At 59.4% G+C, this 22,987-nt stretch carries 17 protein-coding genes, 1 tRNA gene and 1 pseudogene; 10 read left to right on the top strand and 9 right to left on the bottom strand.

The window, feature by feature from the left end; all coding sequences use genetic code 11:
• The first annotated feature begins 218 nt into the window (after positions 1-218).
• From ACYQ2I_RS17615 to ACYQ2I_RS17600, 4 genes are all read left to right on the top strand, one after another.
• Entirely contained in the window at positions 219-1,172 is a 954-nt protein-coding gene (locus ACYQ2I_RS17615) for a metallophosphoesterase family protein (RefSeq protein ID WP_460168345.1), read from the top strand.
• Positions 1,173-1,573: 401 nt separating this feature from the next.
• Positions 1,574-1,906, top strand: coding sequence for a PadR family transcriptional regulator (locus ACYQ2I_RS17610; protein WP_460168344.1), 333 nt, complete (start codon positions 1,574-1,576; stop codon positions 1,904-1,906).
• Between the two features lie 5 nt (positions 1,907-1,911).
• Complete coding sequence (locus ACYQ2I_RS17605; RefSeq protein ID WP_460168343.1) at positions 1,912-3,333, top strand: 4Fe-4S binding protein; 1,422 nt, start codon at positions 1,912-1,914, stop codon at positions 3,331-3,333.
• A 221-nt stretch (positions 3,334-3,554) separates the two neighbouring features.
• Positions 3,555-3,626, top strand: a tRNA-Cys gene (locus ACYQ2I_RS17600).
• Positions 3,627-3,791: 165 nt separating this feature from the next.
• On the opposite strand, the gene ACYQ2I_RS17595 is transcribed toward ACYQ2I_RS17600, so the two are convergent.
• The 8 genes and pseudogenes from ACYQ2I_RS17595 to ACYQ2I_RS17560 form a co-directional block, all read right to left on the bottom strand.
• Positions 3,792-5,024, bottom strand: a complete 1,233-nt coding sequence (locus ACYQ2I_RS17595) for a tyrosine-type recombinase/integrase (RefSeq protein ID WP_460168342.1) — start codon at positions 5,022-5,024, stop codon at positions 3,792-3,794.
• Between the two features lie 3 nt (positions 5,025-5,027).
• Positions 5,028-5,264 carry a helix-turn-helix domain-containing protein gene (locus ACYQ2I_RS17590; RefSeq protein ID WP_460168341.1) on the bottom strand — a complete coding sequence of 79 codons (237 nt, stop codon included), beginning with the start codon at positions 5,262-5,264 and terminating at the stop codon, positions 5,028-5,030.
• 35 nt (positions 5,265-5,299) lie between these two features.
• Positions 5,300-5,467 (bottom strand): annotated as a pseudogene (locus ACYQ2I_RS17585) (HGGxSTG domain-containing protein); the annotation flags it as partial.
• 407 nt (positions 5,468-5,874) lie between these two features.
• Positions 5,875-8,496, bottom strand: a complete 2,622-nt coding sequence (locus ACYQ2I_RS17580; RefSeq protein WP_460168340.1) for a YfjI family protein — start codon at positions 8,494-8,496, stop codon at positions 5,875-5,877.
• Positions 8,480-8,683, bottom strand: a complete 204-nt coding sequence (locus ACYQ2I_RS17575) for a helix-turn-helix transcriptional regulator (protein ID WP_460168339.1) — start codon at positions 8,681-8,683, stop codon at positions 8,480-8,482. The genes ACYQ2I_RS17580 and ACYQ2I_RS17575 overlap by 17 nt, the downstream gene beginning before the upstream one ends.
• Positions 8,684-8,861: 178 nt before the next feature.
• Complete coding sequence (locus ACYQ2I_RS17570; RefSeq protein WP_460168338.1) at positions 8,862-9,875, bottom strand: hypothetical protein; 1,014 nt, start codon at positions 9,873-9,875, stop codon at positions 8,862-8,864.
• Between the two features lie 521 nt (positions 9,876-10,396).
• Complete coding sequence (locus ACYQ2I_RS17565) at positions 10,397-10,885, bottom strand: hypothetical protein (RefSeq protein ID WP_460168337.1); 489 nt, start codon at positions 10,883-10,885, stop codon at positions 10,397-10,399.
• 59 nt (positions 10,886-10,944) lie between these two features.
• Entirely contained in the window at positions 10,945-11,277 is a 333-nt protein-coding gene (locus ACYQ2I_RS17560; protein WP_460168336.1) for a hypothetical protein, read from the bottom strand.
• A gap of 125 nt (positions 11,278-11,402) precedes the next feature.
• Between ACYQ2I_RS17560 and ACYQ2I_RS17555 the strand changes: the two genes are divergently transcribed.
• Positions 11,403-12,824: a transposase gene (locus ACYQ2I_RS17555; RefSeq protein ID WP_460168335.1), complete on the top strand. Its 1,422-nt coding sequence runs from the start codon at positions 11,403-11,405 to the stop codon at positions 12,822-12,824.
• Here the strand turns inward: ACYQ2I_RS17555 and ACYQ2I_RS17550 are convergent.
• Positions 12,761-13,324 carry a hypothetical protein gene (locus ACYQ2I_RS17550; protein ID WP_460168334.1) on the bottom strand — a complete coding sequence of 188 codons (564 nt, stop codon included), beginning with the start codon at positions 13,322-13,324 and terminating at the stop codon, positions 12,761-12,763. The genes ACYQ2I_RS17555 and ACYQ2I_RS17550 overlap by 64 nt on opposite strands.
• A gap of 763 nt (positions 13,325-14,087) precedes the next feature.
• Between ACYQ2I_RS17550 and cas3g the strand changes: the two genes are divergently transcribed.
• From cas3g to csb2, 5 genes are read left to right on the top strand one after another with little or no spacing between them, the layout of a single operon-like run.
• Positions 14,088-17,135: a type I-G CRISPR-associated helicase/endonuclease Cas3g gene (cas3g, locus tag ACYQ2I_RS17545; RefSeq protein ID WP_460168333.1), complete on the top strand. Its 3,048-nt coding sequence runs from the start codon at positions 14,088-14,090 to the stop codon at positions 17,133-17,135.
• Positions 17,135-19,564, top strand: coding sequence for a type I-G CRISPR-associated protein Cas8g1/Csx17 (gene cas8g1, locus ACYQ2I_RS17540; protein WP_460168332.1), 2,430 nt, complete (start codon positions 17,135-17,137; stop codon positions 19,562-19,564). The genes cas3g and cas8g1 overlap by 1 nt, the downstream gene beginning before the upstream one ends.
• A gap of 14 nt (positions 19,565-19,578) precedes the next feature.
• Positions 19,579-20,592 (top strand): type I-G CRISPR-associated RAMP protein Csb1/Cas7g, encoded by a 1,014-nt coding sequence (gene cas7g, locus ACYQ2I_RS17535; protein WP_460168331.1) that lies wholly within the window; start codon positions 19,579-19,581, stop codon positions 20,590-20,592.
• Positions 20,593-20,599: 7 nt separating this feature from the next.
• Positions 20,600-20,893, top strand: coding sequence for a hypothetical protein (locus ACYQ2I_RS17530; protein WP_460168330.1), 294 nt, complete (start codon positions 20,600-20,602; stop codon positions 20,891-20,893).
• The gene (csb2, locus tag ACYQ2I_RS17525) at positions 20,890-22,935 is read left to right on the top strand and encodes a type I-G CRISPR-associated protein Csb2 (RefSeq protein WP_460168329.1); all 2,046 of its coding nucleotides are present in this window, start codon (positions 20,890-20,892) and stop codon (positions 22,933-22,935) included. Before ACYQ2I_RS17530 ends, csb2 begins: the two co-directional genes overlap by 4 nt.
• The last annotated feature ends 52 nt before the right edge of the window (positions 22,936-22,987 follow it).

Raw genomic sequence — 22,987 nt, 5'->3', positions numbered from 1 at the left:
ATGCGATCCCGTCGGGCGCGGCACCACGGTGCGGCGCCCGCGTGTTTGTTGGAAAACGGTTAATTCCGACGACGACCGTGGAAACCGTCCCGTACCGTGTCTAGAATTTTCGCCGAGGTGATCGCAGGTATTGCCTTTCCATCGCCTTGTGTCCGGTTGCGCGATTGTGATACCGGGGCGTGCCACCAATGTCCAAGAATGAGGAGGAATCAGCAGTGATGAACCGCATTCCACGGCGCAACGTGTTGGCGGGGGCCTTGGCCGCGCTGGGCGGGTGTGTGTGGGGACGATCCGCTACGGCGAAGGCCGCGGCGACGGCGGCTCCCGCCGGTTTTCGGTTCGTCCACCTGACGGATATTCATGTGCAGCCGGAATTGCGGGCGGCCGAGGGACTGGCGGCATGCCTTCAGGCGGTCAACAAGCTGGACCCCAAGCCCGACTTCATCCTCACCGGCGGCGATCTCATCATGGACGCCTTGGAGCAGTCGGCCGAGCGATCCTCCATGTTGTTCGATCTCTTGAAGAAGGTGCTGGCCGACAACACCGACATCCCCGTCCGGCACTGCATGGGCAATCATGACGTCTTCGGTTGGGGGCGCAAGCACGGCGTGACGGAGGAAACGGCGGGCTTCGGTAAAAAGATGTATTGCGAAAAATTGGAGATCGAACGGCCGTATTACGCCTTCGATCACGGGGGATGGCGGTTTTATGTGCTGGACAGCGTGCAACCGACCGAGTCGGGCCTCTACCGAGGCGGACTCGACGAGGAGCAACTGGCCTGGTTGCGCCGGGATCTGAGCGACAAGCCCGCCGACACGCCCGCCGTCGTCGTCAGTCACATCCCCTTCCTCACGGTCACCGTCTTGCCCAACGCGGTCAACGACGGCGCATTCAAGATCTCGGCGTCGACGATGTGCACGGGCGCGCAGACGCTGGCCTCGCTATTCGCCGAGCACAACGTGCGCCTGGCCGTCTCGGGACACATCCACATGCTGGACGAGGTCCTCTATCGCGGCGTGAAGTACGTCTGCAACGCAGCCGTGTCGGGACGCTGGTGGAAGGGCGCCCACAAGGGCTTTCCCGAGGGCTTCGGCCTCTTCGACCTGACTTCGGACGGCGAGTCGCATTTCGCGTATCACACGTACGGCTGGAATGCCGAAGGGCAGGGTTGATCGCGTCTCGCTCGGCACGGCCCGTGACCGTTTGCTTCGTAGAAACTTGGTCCGGCCGTTCCGCGGCGACGGCCGATAAGATCGGTCCCGGTGCTTTCCATGCGCCGGGACCGCATGTTGTTTCGGGCCGGACGAGCCGATGGGGGGCGGGGTGCCGGTTCCGGCCCAAGGTTACGTGGCAGAAGTCGCCGGCGAATCCTCGCTCGCCGAACGCCCGCCCGGTGTGTTGCTCGGCCCCGCACTGCGGCGTTTTTCCCAAAGGGCGCGTCTTTCCCCGTTGCGGCCCGTCGGCGAGAATTGGTCTTTGCCCGGCTGAAACGCAGCCGAAAGGTCGTTAATCCTATTGACGACCTACCGGTCCAGAATTATTCTATCGAACATCGATATCGGATTTCGATACCATGAGTCGCGAGTTGCTTCGCCATTTTTTCGGGGGATTTGTGCGGCTCCACATCCTGTACCACGCGGCCAAGGAGCCGATTTGGGGTACGGCGATGATGGAGGAGTTGCGACGCCACGGGTACAAGATGGGCCCGGGCACGCTCTACCCCATCCTGCATCAGTTGGAAGAGGACGGCATCCTGGTCTCGAACGACAACGTGGTCGCCGGTAAACGACGCAAAGAATATCGCATCACGCCCAAGGGCAAACGTGTCCTCAAGAGCGCCCGCGCCAAACTTCGAGAACTCGTCGATGAAGTCCTCAAAGACAAGGACCGCATGCACGAGGATTGAACGAAATGGCAGCGAACCACATCGCCCCGCGCCGAGGCATCGACCTGTTGCAACTAGGTGTTGTCAAAAAACTGTTCACGGCGAAGTGGTTCCCCTACCTGTTTCAGCTTGTGCTGTTGGGCTTGTTCGTAGCATTCGCCTTGTACGGTTGGAATCGTTTTCCGCCCGAAGGCGTCGAGACGAAACAGTTTGCCAAGACGAACATCGTCAATCTCGTGATTTGGGGCATGTGGTGGCCGGCGATGGTGTGGGCGGCCGTTCTCTTCGGCCGCGTTTGGTGTGCCGTGTGTCCTCTGGAACTGGTCTCGAATGGGACCGAGCGTCTCGCCCGCGCCGTCGGCTGGCCGCAAATGGTCCTCCGTCGCGCCCTTCACAGCGGAGTGTTGATCTTTTTGGCCTATGCGGCCATTCAATTGTGCATCGCCGGCGCCCAGCTTCATCGGATCCCGCATTACACGTCGATATTCTTGTTCATCTTGTTGGCCGCCGCGGCACTGACGGGAATCTTGTGGAAAGATCGCGCGTTTTGCCGCGGATTCTGCCCGGTCGGCCTGTTGTTGGCGGTGTACGGGCGGGGCGGAATGCTGGCCGTCCGCTCGAAACGCCGTGACACTTGCGACGCTTGCGAAGGCAAGAACTGCCATGCGGTCGAACTTCGCACCAAGCCCGACGGCCGAAGTTGCCCGAGTTTGCTCAACCCTGAAAAACTGGCCGACAGCTACGACTGTCTGTATTGCGGCCAATGTATGAAGGCCTGCCCGCACGACAACATGGGGCTGTACTTGCGACCGCTGTTCGCAGCCGAAGATCGCCGTCGCGAGATCGCCTCGTGGCCGGTCACCTTGTTCGTCATGCTCGTTTCGGGGTTCGTCACCTACGAGCTGTTCAGCGAATGGAAGGCGGCCCAGGCGTATTATCTGTGGATTCCGCACCAGGTCGCCGAAGCACTCTCGGGCCTCGTTTCGGAAGGCTGGATCAAAGGCGTGTGGATGCTGTTCGTTGTGCCGGCCGTTGTGTGGACAGTCCTCGGCGGAATCGTGTGGCTCTTGCGGGGCGCCGAAAACCTTTTGGACGCATGGCGGCGATTGGCGCTGCCGATGGCCCTGGTCGTCGCGGCCGGACACATGTCGAAAGGACTGGCAAAGTTTACTTCGTGGGGAGTGTACCTGCCGATGGCGCTTCGCGAGCCGGGCGGCAAGAATTCGGCATTGGCCATTACGGCCGGCGACCTGGCCAAGCCCGCCGCCATGTTGCCGATGACCGTCGTCTCGATCGCGGGACTCGTTCTGATCGCGATCGGCTGCTTGTTCGCCGTGCGGGAAAGCCGCCTGGGAGATGCGCCACGTCATGCGGCCCGGCTGCCCGCCATCCTGCTGGCTGCCGCCGGTGCGGCGGTCCTCATCTACGGCTGGGGATTCGGCGCTTGATTGCATCCATCCCATACGGCCGATCGTCCACCCCAACTCTGCACCCCCAATACGGGTGATTTTGCCGCGCAGGCCCGAAAAATCGTTGCGACCGGCACTTGGTTGAGCCGATGAATGGTTGCGTACCGAGCCCAACTTCGCGGTTGCTTCCCCCGTTGCAATCAGACGCAAGGTTTCCCATAATGGGGGCATCTTGCGTGGGCGCTAGCCCTGCAACGGTCGGCGCCGTAGCCAAGTGGCTAAGGCAGCGGATTGCAAATCCGCCATCCCCGGTTCGAATCCGGGCGGCGCCTTTTATGACAGTTTGTGACAGCTTGTGCCAAGTCGTGCCATAGCAAGCAGGTACGGCTGCCACAGTTTTTTTCCGGCCCGTCTGAATAACGACGGGCAGTGCCAACAAAGGTCATAAAAAGTCAAATTCGAGGGGACCCATTGAGGGACCCAAAATTCTCGGCTCCTCACGTCTCCGCCCCCTTCGCCTTGGTCCCCTCGGTCAATTGCGGTAACGCCAAGCCCGCCACTGCCTGCCCGAGGTCGGTTATGCCCAGCTTTGTGTAGGTCCGGGCCGTCAGCTTCGGGTCGCTGTGCCTCAAGAGGGCTTGGGCTGTTTGCAGATTGATCCCCTGCCTTGCCAGCAGCGTGGCATACGTCGCCCGCAGAGCGTGGAAATCCAGCACCTGTCCGCTTACCTCGGAGGCGATCCCTGCGGCTTTAAGGTCGGTCTTGAGCATCTGTGCAGCCTTCTGCCACCACGAACCCGGCCACAACCGGACAGTCCCCACCGGCCGAATCGGCCTTGAGGCAAGCCAAGCGGCCAAATACTCGGCTGCGTCGCCGGGCAGGGGCAGCACGTCTTGCTTTCGGTTCTTCGCATAGGCCGCCCTCACAGCCAACGTGGGCGGGTCGCCAGTCAGGTTCAGGTCTGCTGCGGTTAGATGCTTCAGTTCGCTTACGCGCAAGCCTGAATAGGCCGCCATCACATACAATGCCGCCCGGGCGTGGCCGTCCAAACCTCGGAATGTCCAGGTGGAAGCCTCGGCCGTGCGAATCAATTGCCCCAGTTCATCAGCTCGTAGCGCCCGCCGAATCACCCTCCGGTCGGCATCCGCGTTCCACTTCGACAGGCCGGCCAGAGGGTCTTCGGTCAGTCGCCCTTGCCGCCACAACCAGCGGCAAAACATCTTGATTGCCGTGAGGTAGTGGTTGACTGTTTCAGTTGCCAAGCCCTCTTGGCGAAGCGCAAGCAGGGCATCGACCACCCGGGCCGAGGTCACATCGCCCAGTCGCCGGACACCGCTTTTGGATAATACAGCCCGAATCCGTTGCAAGGTCCCCCGGATATGCTTGGCCGTTCGGCCTCGGGCCTCAAGGGCTGCTTGGTAATCGGCTAAGTGTTTTGTCACCGGATCGGCCAAGTACGTATCCGCCGGTCGGCTTAGTCCCGCTGCCTCACGGGCTGCGTTGCGTTGTAGCTGAACGGCCAGGGCTTGGGTTGCCATTTTGTCGGTATAGCCGCACACTTCCCGCACCCGGCCATCCGGCAGCCGATAGCGGATATACCACTTGCGGCTTTTCTCAGTTCGCTTTTCCACCACCCGGCCTTGGGCTTCGAGCCGCTTGGCCTCGGCCGCTGTCACCCGCCGTCCGTCAGCCACGTAGCGGACACGTTTTTTGCGAAAGACCCGAGCCATGGGCTAGCCCCCTTTCTTCGGCCGCGTGCCCTTCCGCTTCGCCGGTTGGGCCACCACTTCAAGACCAAGCACATCAGCCAGTCTGTCCAGGGTGGCGAGGGATAACCCCCGGTCGCCATTTACAAACCGGCTCATGGCCGCCTTGTCGATTCCTGTGAGTTTGCAAAGGGCGTACTGTGACAGACCGCTTTGCTTGACGGCTTGGCGTATCTGGTCGGACAAGGGAAGTCGCTTACTCATGGCCGGTATCATAGGCATAATTGCCGTACCGTCAACTACGTTTCTGGAAAGGCTAGTCCGAACAGGTTTCTGGGGGTTGAATCTGGACGTGCGAAGCCTGCTTCCGGCGTCACGCTTCGACCGCTGTAGGCCAGCCTCGGGCCGTGCCCGTCGGCGGTTTTCGGTCCGGTCGATAGCCCGCCGTGCATCCGACAGCGCCCATTGGGGGGCCGGTCGTGCTCGAAGTCCTAGGCCGGTGGCTCTTGGCAGGACCGGCCACACCTTGGGCAACACCAGCGGAGCCCAGACGGGCTGTCCCAGCAAACGGCCACCACAAAGCGGCAGTGTTCGCACCAATGCCGCCGGGCCTCCCGAATCTCGAAAAACGGGGCCAACTCGCACCACCACTGCGGCAACGAAATTTGCTTTGGCCAGCCAGGGGGCGGTTGGCATCTGCGGCGCAGCTGGCGCTTCAGCCGTAATATGTCTTCGACCAAGTCGGGCGTGAGGACCGTCGCTGGCCACAACCGAATCTTGCCGCCCGGTCGGGGTTCGATCCGGCGAACGCCCACCTGCCACAACCGTTTTGCCAGGGCATCAACCGGGCTGGGTGTTGCGGTTGCTTCGTGAATCACAAGTCTGCCCCTCCGTCGTCCTCCAGAAACGCTTCATCGAGCAGCCAGTTAACAACCTCGGGATCGGGATTGCCGGCGATAACCCCGCTTTCAGGTTCATCGGAACAGTTCACGCTTGTGGGGGGTGTGGGTTTCGGTGTTGCCTCCCTCACTGGATGGGGTTCCGGGGTTTTGTCGGCATTGTTGTTACTGCCGACGCCGACGAAAATCAAAGAATCACCGGTTTTATGGGAATTTCGTCGGCGTCGGCGCTTGTCACCAAGGCAGAAAACGCGCGTCGGCCTACCCCTCTTTTGGTCAAAGGAAGTGTCTTTCCACACGCCGAAACCGTTCTCGACTAGGGATTGCAGCGCGGCTTCGGCCTCAGCGGTTTTCTTGTTGTAGCGTCGCAGGTTGCGGGTCAGGTCACGGCTCGTGACCTCGCCGCCTTGCTTTTCGATCCACTCGATAAGCCGCCGGGTTTCCTTGTCCGCCGTTTCGCCCAACAGCAAGGCGTATACCCGCTTGGTTTCGCGCTTGTGCCACTCCGTCAAGGCAATCGCGCGTTGCATACTGTCGGCGTCCACGATGTCCGGGTCCACGTCTTCGCCGGCCGCGTACCGGACCATGTGGAAGATGGTAGCCAGCCGCAAAGGCAATTCCTCGAGCTTCGAGAACGCCGCCGCCAATTCCCCTTCGACTTCGTTCTGTTCTTCCGCGTGTTGGTTGTAAAACTTGGTGTAGCGCAGTTTTGCGTCCGGGGTCCATTTCAGCTTTAGCGGCACCGGGTTGCCGTCTTTGTCGTAGCCATGCTCCAGGGAGCACAGACGCTCAAAAACCTGCGCCACCGCCGAAACGGTTTCCGGGGACGTGTCTTCCTCGGTCCAACGTTTACAGCGACGCGGGGGCATTACCAGCAAGAGACGCGCCAACAGTCCGTTTTCACGGTGGCCGGCACTCAATACCCGTTGCAGCACGGCCGGTTGAATGCCGCCGGTTACCGACACCGCCGCCGACTGAACGTAAATCGTGCCGCTCGTCTTGCGGTCCACGGTGATCGGATACGCGGTGTGCATCGACAACCAGGCCGTCACGTCTTTGCCGCGGGTTTGGGCGTAGCGGTCGAAGCCGGTCAGCCAGCCGGCCAACTCGTCGCAAGCCAAGAGTACGCCGCGGGGGTTGTCCCGCAGGATTGCGGCCAGGCCTTCGACGGTGATGTCTTGGACCAGCGCACGCCGTGACACGGGGGGACGGGGCTTTTGCGGTTGCGATGTACCGTCTTTGCTCCGTCTCCACTCGCTTGCGGCTTTCTCGTACTCCGCTTGCTCCGCTTCGTACCGTTCCCGGTCGGCTTCGTTTTGGGCCGCCAGGTCGCGTTCCTTCGACTGAGCAAACTGTATCGCCGCTTTCAACGCCGGCGTTTTCTGGCTCCCGCTTTCGCCCACCAACGCCGTCCAGAGAATCGGGAACACTTTCCAATTGTCTTTGGGGTGCAGACAACGTGTCGTCCCGATTGCCGCCCCGGCAGCCGTTAACAGGGGCATGGCGACATAGCAGGCGTCGCACCCGATCGCCTTCCTGGTTTCTTCCACAAACCGCCGGAACGGCTCGGGTAGGGCCTCCGTGGGATACGGCTCCCACGCCGGAATATCCGATGTCGCCGGATCGTCCGGCGCAGGAACCGCAGGTTCGTTCTCCGCCGTCGCAAGTATCCACCGGCCCACGTCTTCCCGGGTGACCGATTCCGCAAGGGGCAACCCGCACCAGTCGGGCGACTCCAGCACGTCGGCCAGGTCGCCGCGGGTAGGCAGCCTCGGGGCGTATTTCGCCAGCCGCACGATACGCACGCGAACCGCACCGGCCTTGTAGGCCGACTCGGCCACGTCGTCGGCATAGCGTTCCCCCGCGTCATCGTGGTCGGGAAGGATAATCACGTCCCGACCGGCCAGGGGCGACCAGTCGGTTTTCTTCGCGGCCTTGCTGCCGCCACTCGATGTCACGGCCGTCAGTCCGCATTGTCGGGCTGCCTCGGCCGTTTTCTCGCCCTCGACCACCACGACAGGGCCGTCGGTCGTTAGCAGTTCAGGCAAGCCGTACAACGGCCGCGGTTCGGGCATGGCCGCAATGCGCCAGCCGTCGGCGTACTTGGCAATCGGCCGGATTTCCTTGGTGCCGTCGGGCTTGTCCCAACGAACCACCAGGCCGCACGGGTTGCCTTCGGCGTCGTAATACTCCCAATAGTCCCATTTGGCCGATTCTTGCTTGTGCCGCTTGCGTAGGGCCTTGAGGGCCTCGTCGGCGCTCGAGTAGGTCTGGCCCTTCGGTTTGCTGCCCGTTCGCGCGGTGCGGCCCGCAGCGGCCTTTGAGGAGCCGTCGTGCGACGGCATTAAGTCGGTCATCTCCAGCCCGAGGGCCGCCACGATACGTTCAGGGCTACATCGTGTGTTCCCATGGCAGTAAAGCAGTACACGGCCGTCATCACCCAGGCCGATCGATAGGCTGGGCGTGTGCCGCTGGCCATCGCATTCGTGGGACGGGCAAAATGCCTGCCAGCCCTTGCTGGCCACCCGTGGTTTGCATCCAGCCGTTTCTAAAGCCGCCAGCACTTTGTCAATCGGAGCGTTAGCGATTGCGGACATGGCGTTCGACCTCCTTGCCATGGAGCGCGGCTTCAATATCCTGCCGCCGCCAACGGACTGTCCGCGGCGCAAGGCGGATGGGCTGCGGCAGCCGCCCCGCAGATACCCAACGCCAAACCGTCCGTGGGCTTACAGCCAACGCTGTGGCAACGTCCTTGACCGTCAACAGTGACCGGGACTCTTGCATCGGGACCTCCTTTCGGGTTCCGGAAGTGGAACACGCCCCGTAAGTCCACGGTCAGCCCGCCTAGAATTGCGTTGCGATTGCCTTGCGTGTGACCAAGAAACACGTAAGGCCCGAGAAAATAAGGGCTTAGAAAAAATGTAAATTTGCTCAAATGATTGCGTTGCAGAAACGCAATTGCTCAGAATTCCACCCCTTCGCCGGAATTGCTTTTGTCAATGCCCTCCACTTGCCGCCGGCCTTCGTCGTCGATAGCTACAAACCCTCGCGGCTTTCTGCTCGGTTGGCGTGCCGCTTTCTGTGCTGCCAGCTTGAACGCCTGATACGTCTCGTTCCGGCAGATTGTGCTTGGGCTGACTTTGACCCGCCGGGCAACTTCGGCATCCGCTATAAACGGGTCGTCTTTCACAATCTCCAAAGCCGCGGCTAGCCAGGCTTGTTTGTAGTGCCGCGTGGGTTTGGGTGATTGCTGATCCTCGCCGCGTTCGGTCAACTCGGGAGCGGGTTCGGCGATCTCGGATTCAGTCTGAGCCTCGGGGGGAGCCGGCAGCCCCCCAAGCGTCTTTGCCGCGTCCGCTGCTTCGATGCCGTCACACTGCGACTGCCCTTCAGGGGGTTGCGTCTGCCCTCCTCGCTGGGACAGGGCGGCAACCTGCATCGACGAGGAAGGGGCACAGTCGGTAGGACCAGGTGCGAACCCCGGCGAGGGAACCGGCAACTCCGCCTGCGTTAGCTGGGCGCGCATCTTCAGAATACGTTTCTGAGTTCGTTCGCACTCCAAATACAAGTCGCGGTAGACAGCATCAAGCTCATAGGGCAGGTGACGTGTAACGCGGTGGAGCTCGTCAAGGGGCACAACCCAACAGTCAGCACAGACCAGCCGGTGCAGGTCTTGCAATTGACTCTGAATGCGCAACAACGTTTCCGGGTCTTGTTGAAGCTCGGCTAAGGTCCGAAACCGAAACCGCCATCGGGGCGGTGGTTCATAAGGCCCATCCCCTTCGTAATTCCCGAAGTCATCGTGGCACTGACTCCAATGCGTCTGTGCGTAAGACTGCCAAGCGGCGTCAACTTCGTGTTGCATGTGCTTGTCCAGCAGTTCCAACTCCTGCGCGTTTAACTTAGACACGTAGTGCAAGGCCACACACTTGCTGCCGATGTCAAGAAACAAATAGGCGGGACAAACAATAGTCACGGCTGCTGCCTCCTCCGTGGTTAGAGACGCCGCAAGCAAAAAACGGGGCGGGCACCGCGTGCGGCGTTCGCGGGTTCGCTGCGTCCAGCTAGCACGCCCAGCCCGGAATTTACCAAATGGTGTCACGGGCTGTCGGCCCCCTTGAAATGGGGGCTCCAAGCAACCAGATTTCGCGCGCAAGAAGGCGTGGGGACACTGCAGTTAAGAGTGTCGCCAGAATTTTGGCCCCCTTCGGTGAACGTGGGCACACACCGTTCCGAACTCGCAGGATCGCAGTACGTCGGCCGATATTGCCCTTCCTTAGCGAATGCCCGGCCGAGTTCGTCAACCAAAGAAAATACGTGGCCGGCACGTTTCAACAGATCAGCCGGAAAGAATGAGTCTGCCATGCTTTTGCCTTTCGTTGTCCGGGCCGGCTTGAGCCGGGCGGGGCGAAAGGCAAAAGAGAAACTCCCCGCGCCGGCCCAGGCCGCTTGGCGTGCCGGGTGGCCACCCAGCAGCGCCGTCCCGAAAACCCTGTTCTACCGTTGCCGGCTTTTCAGCCAGTCAGGCCGGTCCTTCGTACGGCCGATGGTTGCGAACAACCGTTCTTCTCGATGGGCCTCTTGGCAACTTCGATAAGTCAGGTCATGGCACTTTCGACAGCCGAAGTATTTTGCTCCAGGCGGAAGATACAGCTTGGCACATCGCCGGTTGCAGGCAAGGCCGCCCACGATCAACGGGCAGGTAAACCACCACCGCTTGCCACCGAATTGCGCCGGCGTGGTTTGCAGGTGAATGGGAATCCGCACGTTTTCACTATCTCGCCAGCGGTATTGCAGCGTGATAGTCGGCGTGTCGCCCCAGGTCACGACATAGCCGATGGAACTCTTGTTGCCCCCGCTCCAAGTCCAGGTAATCGTACCCGATGAATGGGGATAGATTCGGCCGCGAAAATCACGTATCGCAAGCGCCAGCGATTCTTCGACCGTCAATTTCTTGTCGAACCGATACCAGTTTCCACTTCCCATGCCCCCCTAACCCCGCCTAATTTTTGCCAAAATCAATTGGGTTTTGTGTAACTCTCGGCCTACCGACAGAACGATTGAAGTAACAACCGATCTTGCTCGGCTTGTTGCCGTTCGGCCTCAATTTCCTGCCGCCGAGCCGCGATTTCGCGGTCAGCCGCTTCCGTAGGCCCCGTCTCGACTTCTTCTGCCGCCAACACGGTCAACTGCCGTGTTTCCATCCCCAGCAGCCACTTTGCCAGCCAGTCGCGCGCCTTTGCGTCGCCCGCCAACGCATCATCGACCGCCCGCTTGCAGATGGCTCGCCAGGTATCAATCGACACGACCTCGTTCAGTGTCGCCAGATACTCCCGCTCAATCGGCCGGCGTTGCGTCCGTTTGCCGTTCGCTTTCATCGCGCCAGTTCTCCGTGGGTAAAATGGCTTCCAACTCCAATTCTACCGCATCGGCCCGATTTCGCAGCCCGTTGCACAAGCGGGTTTTGCGGATCGTTTGAGGTCGAATAAGGTCCGGCGGCAGTTTGGGCCGTCCAAGCCGGAATTGCGCCGGGCAGCCGACGCTGTTTATCCGCCGGGATGAGATCCCCGAACCGCCGGGTGCCGCGTTTTATCGCAAGCTGAACGCGCTTCTGGCGAAACACGACTTCGATCGACGGGCGGAAGCACTGTGTGCCCCGTACTATGCCCAAACCGGCCGCCCCTCGACACCGATCGGCGTGGTGATCCGGATGCTTCTGTTCGGTTTTCTGGAAGGTATCGGCTCGCAACGCGGGATCGCCGCCCGCTGTGCCGACAGCCTCTCGGCCAGAATCTTTTTGGGCTGCGAGATCACGGAACCGACGCCGTGCCACAGCACGCTCAGCCGCACGCGGCAACGCCTGCCGCTGGAGGTCTTTTTCGAGCTGTTCGCCATGGTCGTCGAGATCGCCCGCAAAGAAGGCCTGTTGCGCGGCAAGACCTTGGGCGTCGACGCGACCTTCCTGGAAGGCAATGCGGCCTTGAAGTCGCTGCAACATAAAGAGGAAGGAGAAAGCTGGAAGGAGTTTGTCCGCAAGATCTACATGGAAGAGAACCCCGAGGCAGACGAACCGACCGACGACGAGCTGCGTCGTTTCGACCGACAGCGGCAAGACAAGAGGCTTTCGAACCGGGACTGGGAATCGCCGGTCGATCCGGACGCGAGGATCGCCAAGCTGAAAGACGGCCGCACCCACATGGCCTACAAGGCGGAGCACGCGGTCGAACTTGGATCGGGGATGATCCTGGCGGCGGAGGTGTACACGGCCGACACGCCCGACACGGCGAGCATCGAAGAGACGTTGGCGACAGCCGACAAGGTCGCGATCAAGGCGAACATGGCGCCGGCCGAAGAGGTGGTCGCGGACAAGGGATATCACAAGGCGGAAACGCTTTCGCGGCTGCAGCACGCCGGTGGTTGGAGGACATACATTCCGGAAAAACGTCTTCGGCACAAGCGTCGTTGGACGGACAAGCCGAGCGAGCACGAAGCAGCGTATCGCGCGAACCGTCGACGTTGCCTGGGAGCCCGCGGGAAACGGCTTCAGCGGAAGCGCTCGGAGGTCTGCGAGCGGACGTTCGCGCACGTCTGCGATACCGGCGGTAGTCGTCGGGTATGGCTGCGGGGCCTGACGGAAGTCAGGAAATGGTACCTGGTGCGGGTGATGGGCTACAACCTGGCGGTGATCCTGCGCTTGCTGTTCGGCCTTGCCTCGCCGCGGAGCCTGACTCGCGTCGTCTGTCTTTTCTATTTTGTCATTGTGACTGTTTATCTTCACACCACGTCGCTATTCGGCCGATTGGGCCGCATGCTCGGCTTTGTGACGCCGGTTTGTCGATATTCCGCCTTGCGCGGTCCAAACTACCGCCGGACCTTATTCGACCTCAAACGATCCCCAAAACCGGCTTGTGCAACGGGCTGGTAGGCTGCGAAACGGTTTTGGAACGGGCTGTTAGGCCGCCTTCCAATCTCACAGGCCGAGTAAATCCCACCGTTCCAGGAATTGTCCTTCTGGACACGAAATTTCCGTACAGGATTATCTTTATGCGGCTGACCTGATTTTCCCGGCATCCCTAACCAATTTTGATGATCAGTCCTAACAAAATCAGCTACCACCTTGCTGGGAACAATGTAGAAATCTGGCCGCTCGCCAGAACCCTTCAGATTCACGAATACATAGAACAGGCTGTCAGAATAGAAACTCTCGGCCTTTTTGTTCAGTACCCACTCGGGTTTAGCTCCCTGATGTGTCTTTACCTGGATTGCAATTTGCTTTGCAGCGCTAGCATTTGAAGCAAGGATATCAATACCTCTTGTGTTACGCAGAGTAATTGAGGCAACGTAACCGCGACGTGACAGTTCCGCTGCCACAAAATATTCTCCTGCTACACCAGTTAGCCCTTTTGCCAGTTTGTCAGACGGCATAAATGATCTCCCAGGCAGTAATAGCGAAAACTCAATTCTAGCGGCCTAACTTGGTTTTAGAATGGTCAACGTATCACGCTGTAGGCTGCAAGGCTGTCAGCCTAACGCGCGGGACGCCGATTGTCGTAAGTCACAGTATAGTCTTTGGTTGTTTCGTTGTCATGCTTCTCGCTGCGTGCTAGCAGCCCGTTGCGCAAGCGGATTTTGCGGATCGTTTGAGGTCGAATAAGTCCCAGCGCCAGTTTGGATCGAGGGAGGCGGAATATCGACAGAGCGGCGTCACAAAGCCGAGCATGCGACCTAATCGGCCGAATATCAACGTGGTGTGAAGATAAATAACCACGATGACAAAATAGAAAAGGCAACCGACGCGAGTCAGGCTCCGCGGGGAAGATCAGTCTGAACAACAAGCACAGGATCACCGCCAGGTTATCCCGGTTACCCGCACCAAGTACCACTTCGTTACTTCCGCCAGGCCTTACACTGAAGAATCCGTTCCTTGCTGTTTCGGGGCATTGAAGTACGGATTCCCTTTCGTCTAGAAACGACTTACACTGAAGAATCCGTTCCTTGCTGTTTCGGGGCGCTGTCTTCTACGGTCGCCTGCAAATCGCAGGGGGGAAACCCGGTGCACGCTGGCCGACAGTCTTTGAGAGTTTGCAGAATGGACACACGTTGTCCAGCCTTGAGTTGTATAGCGTTGACGGTCACTGCTATGATATGAGGGCGCAAATCACAAGCCTTCAACGTGGGCAGAAAGGCAATGTCGAACGATTCGTTCAAGCAGTTCTTTGTGCAGGCTATCGGTGAATGTCCATTACCGTACCAGGAACGCCTGGCTTGCGGGAAAGAACTACCAAGACTACTTGATATCCCAACCGGTCTCGGCAAGACTGCCGCGGCTGTTCTCGCCTGGGTTTGGCGCCGGCGGTTCGCGGAGGAGTCGATCCGCAAGCACACACCTCGCCGGCTGGTATACTGCCTTCCGATGCGTGTCCTCGTCGAACAGACATTCGCCGAGACCGTTCGTTGGCTGGATCGGCTGGGACTCTTGGCTGGCAAAGCATCTTGGAGGCCTTCGGGAAAAGATTCGGGAAAAGAGTTGCCGCTTCCATCTTCCCGGCTTGATCGTTACGAGTGCGATCCGGCAGACGAAAGTCCCGTCGGATGGGCCCGCCAGCATGGCGATCAGGGAACGAAATGCATTGCCGTGCATTTGCTGATGGGCGGCGAGGAACGTACGGACTGGGCACTGTGGCCCGAACGCGATGCCATTCTCATCGGCACGCAGGACATGCTCCTCTCGCGGGCACTGAATCGAGGTTACGCGGCCCGCCGTGCACGTTGGCCGATGGAGTTCGGGTTGCTGAACAGCGACTGCCTGTGGGTGTTCGACGAAATCCAGATCATGGATACCAGTCTAGCAACCAGTTTACAGTTGGATGCTTGGCGAAGGAGCTTGCAACTTCGTTCTAGCCGTGACGGATTTCCGACAAAGAATGAGAACCATTTGCCGAAGCCCTGCCACTCTCTCTGGATGAGCGCCACGATGGCGAAGCATTGGCTCGAGCGAGCCGTCGACTGGTCGCTGAGGAACGATGAATGGGAAAACCGACACCAGCTTTCAGAAGAGGAGAAAACAAATTCGCAGCTACGTAGCGGTAAACTCTTTCAGATAAAAAAGAGTCTCTCGAAAACGCCGATCGATCCGTTGAAGCAACCGAAGACGAAGAAGAACCAAGCGGACCGGAAACAGTGTGTTTTGCAACAATTGGCCGATCACATCAGCAAACCCGACAACCATGCGGCATCCGGCTTGACGCTGGTCATTGTGAACACGGTCGCCCACGCGACAAAACTCTTCAAACTACTGAAGGAGAAACCGGATCTCAAAGGCGTTCCGGTTAAACTCATCCATTCACGCTTTCGGTCGTATGAGCGTCAACAATGGGAGTTCTGGAACCAGAGGGACGATTCACGTTGCATACTGATCGCGACTCAGGTTGTCGAAGCCGGTGTCGATCTTTCAGCGAAGGTGCTGTACACGGAGCTGGCCCCTTGGGCTTCGCTCGTGCAAAGGTTTGGTCGCTGCGCCAGATACCCTGGCGAGTCCGGCCAGGTTTTCTGGGTCGATCTGGATTTGGGCCACGACGGGAAGCCAGTCGATGATTGGGCGAAACCGTATGAGCGGTCGGAGTTGCTTGCCGCGCGTGAACGACTGAACGCACTCAAAGATGTCGGCCTGTCGTCGTTGGCTTCCATCAAGCAGCAGATCGACGGCGACGAGACCGGCCAGCAGGCCACAACGCTTTTCCCCTACGATCCCCGCTTCGTTCCGCGCGACAAGGATCTGTTTGATCTGTTCGATACGACGCCGGACCTCACAGGGGCCGATATCGATATCTCTCGTTACATTCGTGACGGCGAGGAACTCGACGTGCAGGTCTTCTGGCGTGAAATCCACGACGGCCAGGAACCGGACAGGAAGGTTCGACCCGACCGCCGCGAGCTGTGCCCTGTGCCGTTTCACCGCTTCCGAGAGTTTGCCAAGCAAGTCCTGAAACGTCATCGCATTTGGCGGCTGAGGTACTCGACAGGACGCAATCGACCGAGCCCCTGGGAATGCCTTGATTCCGGCAGCGTGGATCAGGTGGTCTATCCGGGCCAGGTGTTTCTTCTTGAAAAGGCGTGCGGTGGCTATTCGCCCGAATTCGGTTGGACCGGCGATCCACAACACACCGAATTCCAATTGTTCCAACTGCCTCCCGACATAGAGGTGGCGGAGGCAACTGCCCCGGACGACGACGATGATGCCGACGATCTCTCACAGATCGATCAATGGCTATCGATTTTGGACCACTCGCGTGACGTGTACCAGAAGCTGCAAGAGATTATTCATGACCCGGCCGGGCTGACGGACTCGGAGGTCAAGGTTCTGCGGCTTGCGGCCCGCTGGCATGACCGGGGCAAGGCGCACCCGGCCTTCATCGCAAAAATCAAGGCTGAAATTCTGAAGGATCCAGACGTACAGCAAAAGCTCGGTGGCGAACCTCCAGCGAAAGCCCCCATTGATGCGTGGCGCCGAGACCAAATCCGTCCACAATCGCCAGATACCCCCACAGAAGAGCGTGACAAACGCCGTCCCGGCCACCGACACGAACTAGCGAGCGCCCTGGCGATCCTGGAGTCACTGTATCAAGCCGAACCTAATCACGATACATTTGCGTGGCCTGACGGACTCGATAGAGCCGAGTTCGGCAAACCGCCAGACGACGCACCTACACCCGGCTTGGCCCAAAACACGCTCCTGCAAGAACTTATCTCGCTGAATCCCGACGAGTTAGACCTACTCGTGTACCTTGTAGCCGCTCATCACGGCAAAGTCCGCATGTCGCTGCGCAGCTCGCCAGATGACGAACGCGACGACGTACCTGACCCTTGCCCCCCGGACAAGCGGCAGGCCCGCGGCGTCCGTGACGGGGATAAATTGCGGTCGTGCCGAATTCCCGCCGCGAACGAGAAGGCAGCGGGAATCGTCGCACCGGAAGTCACGCTCCTACTTGATCCGATGGAACTGGGCCTCTCGCTTCGCTATGGCGCTTCCTGGCGGGAACGGATGCAACTGTTGCTGGAACGACTTGGCCCATTCCGACTGGGTTATCTCGAAGCTCTACTACGAGCGGCCGATTGCCGCGCCAGCATCGAGGAGAAGCACGCTGGCGGCCGGACGACAAGCATCCCTTCGCCGTCAACGCAGGGCTGCTCACCCGCCGGGCAAGAGAATCACGCCGGCGGAGGGGAGGGCAACTGATGCCAGGAAATATTCTTGCGCTTCGCGGCTGCACGCCTGAACCGCTCGGGAACTATCTGAAGGGCCTGGGCGTCTTCCGCCTCATCGCCGAACAAGCTGATCCGCAAGCGAGGGCGTGGTGGAAGGATGGTTTTTTGCACGTTCATACCAAATGGTCGCGAGATGAAGTCACCGCGTTCTTCCTCCATGGTCTTGACGATGTTCAGGCCAAAGAGGACCGAGTCTACTCGCCCACTCCAATTTTCGCGCCGTGGGGCGGACGGCCAGGGTTTTTCAAAGATAGTACAAAAGAGACTAAGCAACGTTTGGACCGTATCGTGTGCGGGTCGCGGAGAAATCAACGATTCGCGCCCGCTGCCGAGACAATTCGGATTATTCGAGATGCTTTGTGCACTCACGGGTGGCATAGATCCAAGCCAAAAAAGAAGCAGGAGAAATCTCAACTCGTTGCGATATGTCGGAATGCGTGGAATAGTCGGGCAGTGGATTGGCTCGATGCATGCCTGGCACTCGAAGAGGAAAAGTTGTCCCTTGGTTTTCTTTACGGAACCGGCGGTAACGAAGGCAGCGCCGATATTACGAACAATTTTTGGGAATTTATTGAGGAAGTGATCGGGCTTTTCGAGACGAAGCTGGACTCCCGGGATCTGCTGCTCGCCAGCATCTTCGGCGATTCCCGGATAGGCGGCGCGACCAAAACGGCCGGCCAACACTTTCCGCTTGCCGCTGGTTCTTATAATTGCGGTCAGGAGTTTTTGGACCCCCGTTCCAATAATCCCCCCTCCTCTTCCACGAACCCCTGGGATGTCGTGTTGATGATGGAGGGAGCGGTCCTCTTTGCGGGCGCGACGACAAAGAGGTTGTCTCAGTTCGGCAAGGGCAAATCCGCATTCCCGTTCATGATTGATCACTTGCCGCTGGGTGAGGCTTCCACTTCAATAAAAGACGAAGCTAAGCAAGGCGTTCAAGTCACACGCTGTCGCGCTGAATTCTGGATGCCGCTCTGGCACTCGCCGACGTCTCTCCAAGGCGTACGCGCGCTGCTTTCCGAGGGGCGACTCCAACGTCCGTCCGGGGAACACGCCGAGCACTCCCTGCATGCGATAGAAGCGATCAAGTCACTCGGAGTGTCCCGGGGCATCGACACGTTTTATCGTGTCGCACTTTTTGAGCGACGCGGCAAAGGCTCCTACCTGGCATCATCTCTTGGCTTCCACCCGACATCGCGTTCATCAACGACGTTTGCGCCCTTGTTGGCCGAACTCGATGAATTCCGTCGCCATGTCTATCGCAATCTTCGGGAGGGGCCACAGCTTCCCGAACGAGTCGTGCGGGCTCGGCAAAGATTCCACTCTGCGCTGGCGAAGCTTCTGGAACATAACGAATATGGCACGATCACGGTGTCCGATGCACTGCGAGAAGTTCTCGTCACAGCATCGCGCATTGAACGCGAAGTGATGGTTCTCAAGGATCGATCTAAGCTGCTATCGCCATGTCCTGCTTTGAATTCCGCTTGGCTCAAACAGGATGATGATGGTCACGAGTATCGCCTTGCCCGTGCCGTTGCCGGCATCGTCGCCTGGGGAGAGAAGTCGGCTGACAGCGGACCTAGCGTAGCCGTGGAAACGATCCGCGCTAATCTGCTTCCGGTCGTGCGGCGTGGCAGAGCCTGGGTGTGGGATGACACCAGCCACTCTTCCGTCTGGTCGCGCGGTGCATCGCTGGAAGTCAATCTTACTGCCGTGTTAAAGCGGCGGCTGATCGATGCCGAGAAAGGGAGCGGCGACGGACTACCGCTGTGGAGTTCCTACGGTGCCGGCTTCGGCGATCTGCTGGCCTTCTGGCATGGGGAAATCAACGACGAGCGAATGAGCGACCTGATTTACGGCCTGGCGTTGGTCGACACCGGTAGATGGGGGCCATCGAGTATCGACAACCGGCAGCAGCGAGACGAGCCGACGCCTGATCTCCAGACTGGTGCCGTCTGGTTCGACGCGGACGACGAAGCCCGTATCAGGTTGACGTCGATCCGGTGGCGCGGCCGGCCGCTTGTCTCCAGTGACGATCTCCAAGCGGCCTTTGAACTTCCCCGCGTCTATCACTTGCTCAAGCTTTGCTTCGTCGGTGGTCGGTTGCCGAAACGGCCGGTCGAAGGGCAAATTGCGGCCCGCACCGGCGACGAACCGTTCCCGCCCCGGTGCCTCGACGTCCTGACGCTGCTGCAAGCAGGACGCCTGGCGGATGCCGCACGGCTGGCCGCGCAGCGACTCCAAGCCAAAGGTTATCCCCCGCTACTGCGCGACGACGACTTGCAAACCCTTGGCATGAGCGTCCGTGAATGCCGGCGGCTGGCCGGCATGCTGCTGATACCCGTCTGCCAGCCGGGCGTCTGCGCCGCGTTGGCGATCAAACCCGCAATCACCATCTAAAAGGAGAACCAACGATGCCGCTCGATCTTTCGCCGCTCGATTCTGCATCCCGGTTGCTGGTGGAGGCAACATTGCGCGTTCCACCGGGAACGGGAGGGCGATTTCAGCCAACGGGGTTCCCCGATCTCGGTCCCGCTCTCTACAAGGGCGTTCGCGCCAACTCCGAGGCGACGCAGGAGAATCATGGGACAGAGATAGTGGACATGTTGCTCGTCGAGTCCGTGCAGTCGATGGCAAACCGACTGGAAGAGGTATGTCTGCAAGGTGAAGACTATAACGCCGACTGCCAGGGTATTCCTTACGTCCGAGTGCTGGACGGTCATTTGTTCCTCACGTCGTCCGTCCGCGAACCACACCGCCTCGCGTCGCCTTATGTCCTTGGAGCCAAGAATGGTAACAAGGTTTACCGTGATGAACTGAAATCCGCACTGCGGGCCAACAAGCAGCAACCCGTTCACATCTGGCGAATGGTACCCGCGATTTTCGAACGCGATCCGGGGTGCGTCCTCCATGGCGTGTTTCTCGAAGAAATCGACGGCCGCATTCGGCTGCCTCGACTCGTCTCAGCCTGCATAGAAGCATCTTCACCCAACCTGGCCAATTCCGGCGGTGTCTACCGTGGCGAAGTGACGGCAAAGGACAACATCCCGTATCAGCGGCAGGAGTTCACGTCGACCGCTATCACCGCTTCGTTCATCTTTCACCAGTCGACATTGAAAGGATACGGCCTTGACGAGGAGAAGAACAGATTTCTACAGGCATGGGCTCTTTATAAGATCGACCGCTTCCTGCATCAGCACCTCCGACTTAGGACGGCGTGCGAATTCGAAGTTGCTGACCTGAAAGTGACTGTTGACGGCAAACCTGCAGACCTCGGCGGCGGCGAGGGGAAGTGGCCATCGTCATCTGACATCCTACAAGCATTCACCACCGCTCGGGATACCTGCTTCCCTCGGCAGACGGAAGGCGACGAATGGGCACAGCGGCGCGTAACAGTTCTTATCTTTAAAAGGGGAGGCGCCACTTGAAAATGATGTGACGGCTGATTCGTTCGATCTCACTGGATTCGACGGGCGAGCCGAAGTGAAAGAAGTGACACGCAAGAAGCAGAAGGTGACGGTTCTGGAACTCACAGGAGATTGGCAGGACGAGGATGATCAACAGAAGCTGTTGAAGCAAAACCCAAAGACGAAAATGACGGCTGATGGGGAAGAAGTAGAGAATCCAGCGCACGCAGTCGTCAAAGAAGCGTTAAAGAGCTGGCATACGGCTTGGAAAAAAGTGCAGAAAAAGATGGAGGGAACCGAGGAAAGCGGGGATGAAGAATGAGCCTTGCAATCTCAATCCGTTTTCTGACCGGGCGGGCGCACTTGCATTCTTGGCAGACGCACCACAGCGAAGGCCGTGTCGAGTGGCCGCCGTCTCAATGGCGGTTGCTTCGCGCTCTTGTCGCCGTCGCAGGCCGCGGACTGACATCGCTGCCCTATCCGGATTTCATCGTAGACCCCGGTAAGAAGCCGCGTTCGACGAAGAAAAACCCTACGCCGGTCTGGCCCGCACCTGACTACGTTGCTCTGCCGGACAATTGGGCCGGTGAGTGCAACGACGAGATACCGCTCTCACGGCTCGCCACACTATTGCACGCCCTTTCCGCAACGCCGACAATCTGGCTGCCAAAGACCGCCGGCGGTCATACACGCCAGTACTTTCCGATTCATAAAAGCGGCGGCGTCATGAACACCGGATCGACTGTCTTCGACACTTTTGCCGCCGTTCGAAAAGACCAACCACTCCTATTTGATTGGAGGGACATTGATCTCAGCGATCAGCAGTTGGCCGACCTGCGACTGTTGCTCAGCCGGATGACCTACTACGGTCGAGCAGAATCGTGGTGCCGGGCAGAGGCACATACGTGTTCGCTGAAAGACATCACCGCACAGGGCATGAGCCCGATCGTACCGAACACAACGCATTGGGAATGCCGCTGCATCGAGGGGGAGAACGGCAAACCACCCGGGCACGAATATCACGATTACCTGCTGGAACGTCGGTTGGCGCCGCTCGCAGACTTGACAAAGGAAGCGATCGAACTCTTGTCGCGCACAAAGAAGCCCAACGGCAACAAGTGTAAAGCCAGCCAAGCTAAGAGGCTGAAGGAAGTCCTCGAGAAAGAGGCGGAACAGTCGCCCGGGAAGCTGCTGCTGCGCTGCCTCCTCCGCGAATCCGGGCAGGACATCAAGGACGGACTTGAAAGGCCGATCGGAACACGTTGGGTGCATTACGCCGTTCCGCACGCGGTGTACGACGTGCCCCGTCCCAGGCCTCGCCCGCGATCGAGGGCAAAAGAGGATGTCAATCTCGTCCGGTACGCCCTGAACACCGCCACGATCGGCCGCGCCGTTCTCCCCGCAGTTACCGACACGCTGCTCGTCGCCGACAAGTTCCGCAGTGCCGTCATGGCCCTTTCTCGTCGTCCAAGTTCCAGATTGAGCGGCCATCAACCGAATGGTTCACCCTGCACGAATCATCAGCACGCCTACTGGTGGCCGATGGATGAAGACAATGACGGGTTCATCGACCATGTCATGGTTTGGGCACGATGCGGATTTGAACAAAGCGACATCGATGCCTTGCGGCGACTGACCCGGCTGAGGCAGCGAGGCGGCCGACCCGATCTGCTTGTCACACCGACTTATGTCGGCAAGGCGGAAGACTATCCGCCGTGGCAATCCACCGACTCCGAAAACGGCCCAATGGTCCTCGTCTCTGCCACGCCCTACTTCTGTCCGGTCCACCTTTCGCACGGCCGAAAGAGCTCCGGACGCATGCGATCCTTGAAACACGAAGTCGTTAGAAGCCTGCAAATTCAAGGCCTAATCGAAGCTGCCGAGGACGTTGCGAAAATCGAAGAAATCGTCTTCGATTACATGCCCGATGAGCTTTCGGCCCTCGTAAAGAATCTTCCTGCCGACACGGCAAGTAAGCCGTTGCCGCCTCGTCAATACTTTCCCGTCATCGACGCGCCCGCAGATTATCCGCCGCTGGCAAGACCGACGCTCATCCACGAAAGCCGCTACGTAGGAGCGGCACTCAAAGATCCCGATGCGGGATACTGCTTCGGATTGAATATAGGACTGCGCGTCGACGGCGGAAACCGATTCATCCGGGCTGCGAGCTTCTGCCGAAGACGTCGACACCATAAAGTCACGGGTTGCGGCCGGATGCTGCGGATCACCTTCGCACGCCCAAGGTCGCCTCAACCGTTTGCCATCGGAAATCAGAGCCACTTCGGTCTCGGGCTTTTCATCCCCTCAGTTGGAAACGACGGCAAGCAACGCGCTTCGGAAGAATTGTCCGAGACGCATTCATAAGGCGGAAATTACCGGAAATAACTTTTGCCCCAATCGCGTTTTCTATCGCTCG

The sequence above is a fragment of the Thermostilla marina genome (genome assembly GCF_054657455.1).
This window is presented reverse-complemented; position numbering and strand designations above follow the sequence as displayed.

Coding starts and splice junctions, on each gene's coding strand:
- ACYQ2I_RS17565 (WP_460168337.1), bottom strand. CDS start 10,885: ATGGGAAGTGGAAACTGGTATCGGTTCGACAAGAAATTGACGGTCGAA.
- ACYQ2I_RS17560 (WP_460168336.1), bottom strand. CDS start 11,277: ATGAAAGCGAACGGCAAACGGACGCAACGCCGGCCGATTGAGCGGGAG.
- ACYQ2I_RS17595 (WP_460168342.1), bottom strand. CDS start 5,024: ATGGCTCGGGTCTTTCGCAAAAAACGTGTCCGCTACGTGGCTGACGGA.
- csb2 (WP_460168329.1), top strand. CDS start 20,890: ATGAGCCTTGCAATCTCAATCCGTTTTCTGACCGGGCGGGCGCACTTG.
- cas3g (WP_460168333.1), top strand. CDS start 14,088: ATGTCGAACGATTCGTTCAAGCAGTTCTTTGTGCAGGCTATCGGTGAA.
- ACYQ2I_RS17605 (WP_460168343.1), top strand. CDS start 1,912: ATGGCAGCGAACCACATCGCCCCGCGCCGAGGCATCGACCTGTTGCAA.
- ACYQ2I_RS17590 (WP_460168341.1), bottom strand. CDS start 5,264: ATGAGTAAGCGACTTCCCTTGTCCGACCAGATACGCCAAGCCGTCAAG.
- ACYQ2I_RS17575 (WP_460168339.1), bottom strand. CDS start 8,683: ATGCAAGAGTCCCGGTCACTGTTGACGGTCAAGGACGTTGCCACAGCG.
- ACYQ2I_RS17610 (WP_460168344.1), top strand. CDS start 1,574: ATGAGTCGCGAGTTGCTTCGCCATTTTTTCGGGGGATTTGTGCGGCTC.
- ACYQ2I_RS17580 (WP_460168340.1), bottom strand. CDS start 8,496: ATGTCCGCAATCGCTAACGCTCCGATTGACAAAGTGCTGGCGGCTTTA.
- ACYQ2I_RS17615 (WP_460168345.1), top strand. CDS start 219: ATGAACCGCATTCCACGGCGCAACGTGTTGGCGGGGGCCTTGGCCGCG.
- ACYQ2I_RS17550 (WP_460168334.1), bottom strand. CDS start 13,324: ATGCCGTCTGACAAACTGGCAAAAGGGCTAACTGGTGTAGCAGGAGAA.
- cas8g1 (WP_460168332.1), top strand. CDS start 17,135: ATGCCAGGAAATATTCTTGCGCTTCGCGGCTGCACGCCTGAACCGCTC.
- cas7g (WP_460168331.1), top strand. CDS start 19,579: ATGCCGCTCGATCTTTCGCCGCTCGATTCTGCATCCCGGTTGCTGGTG.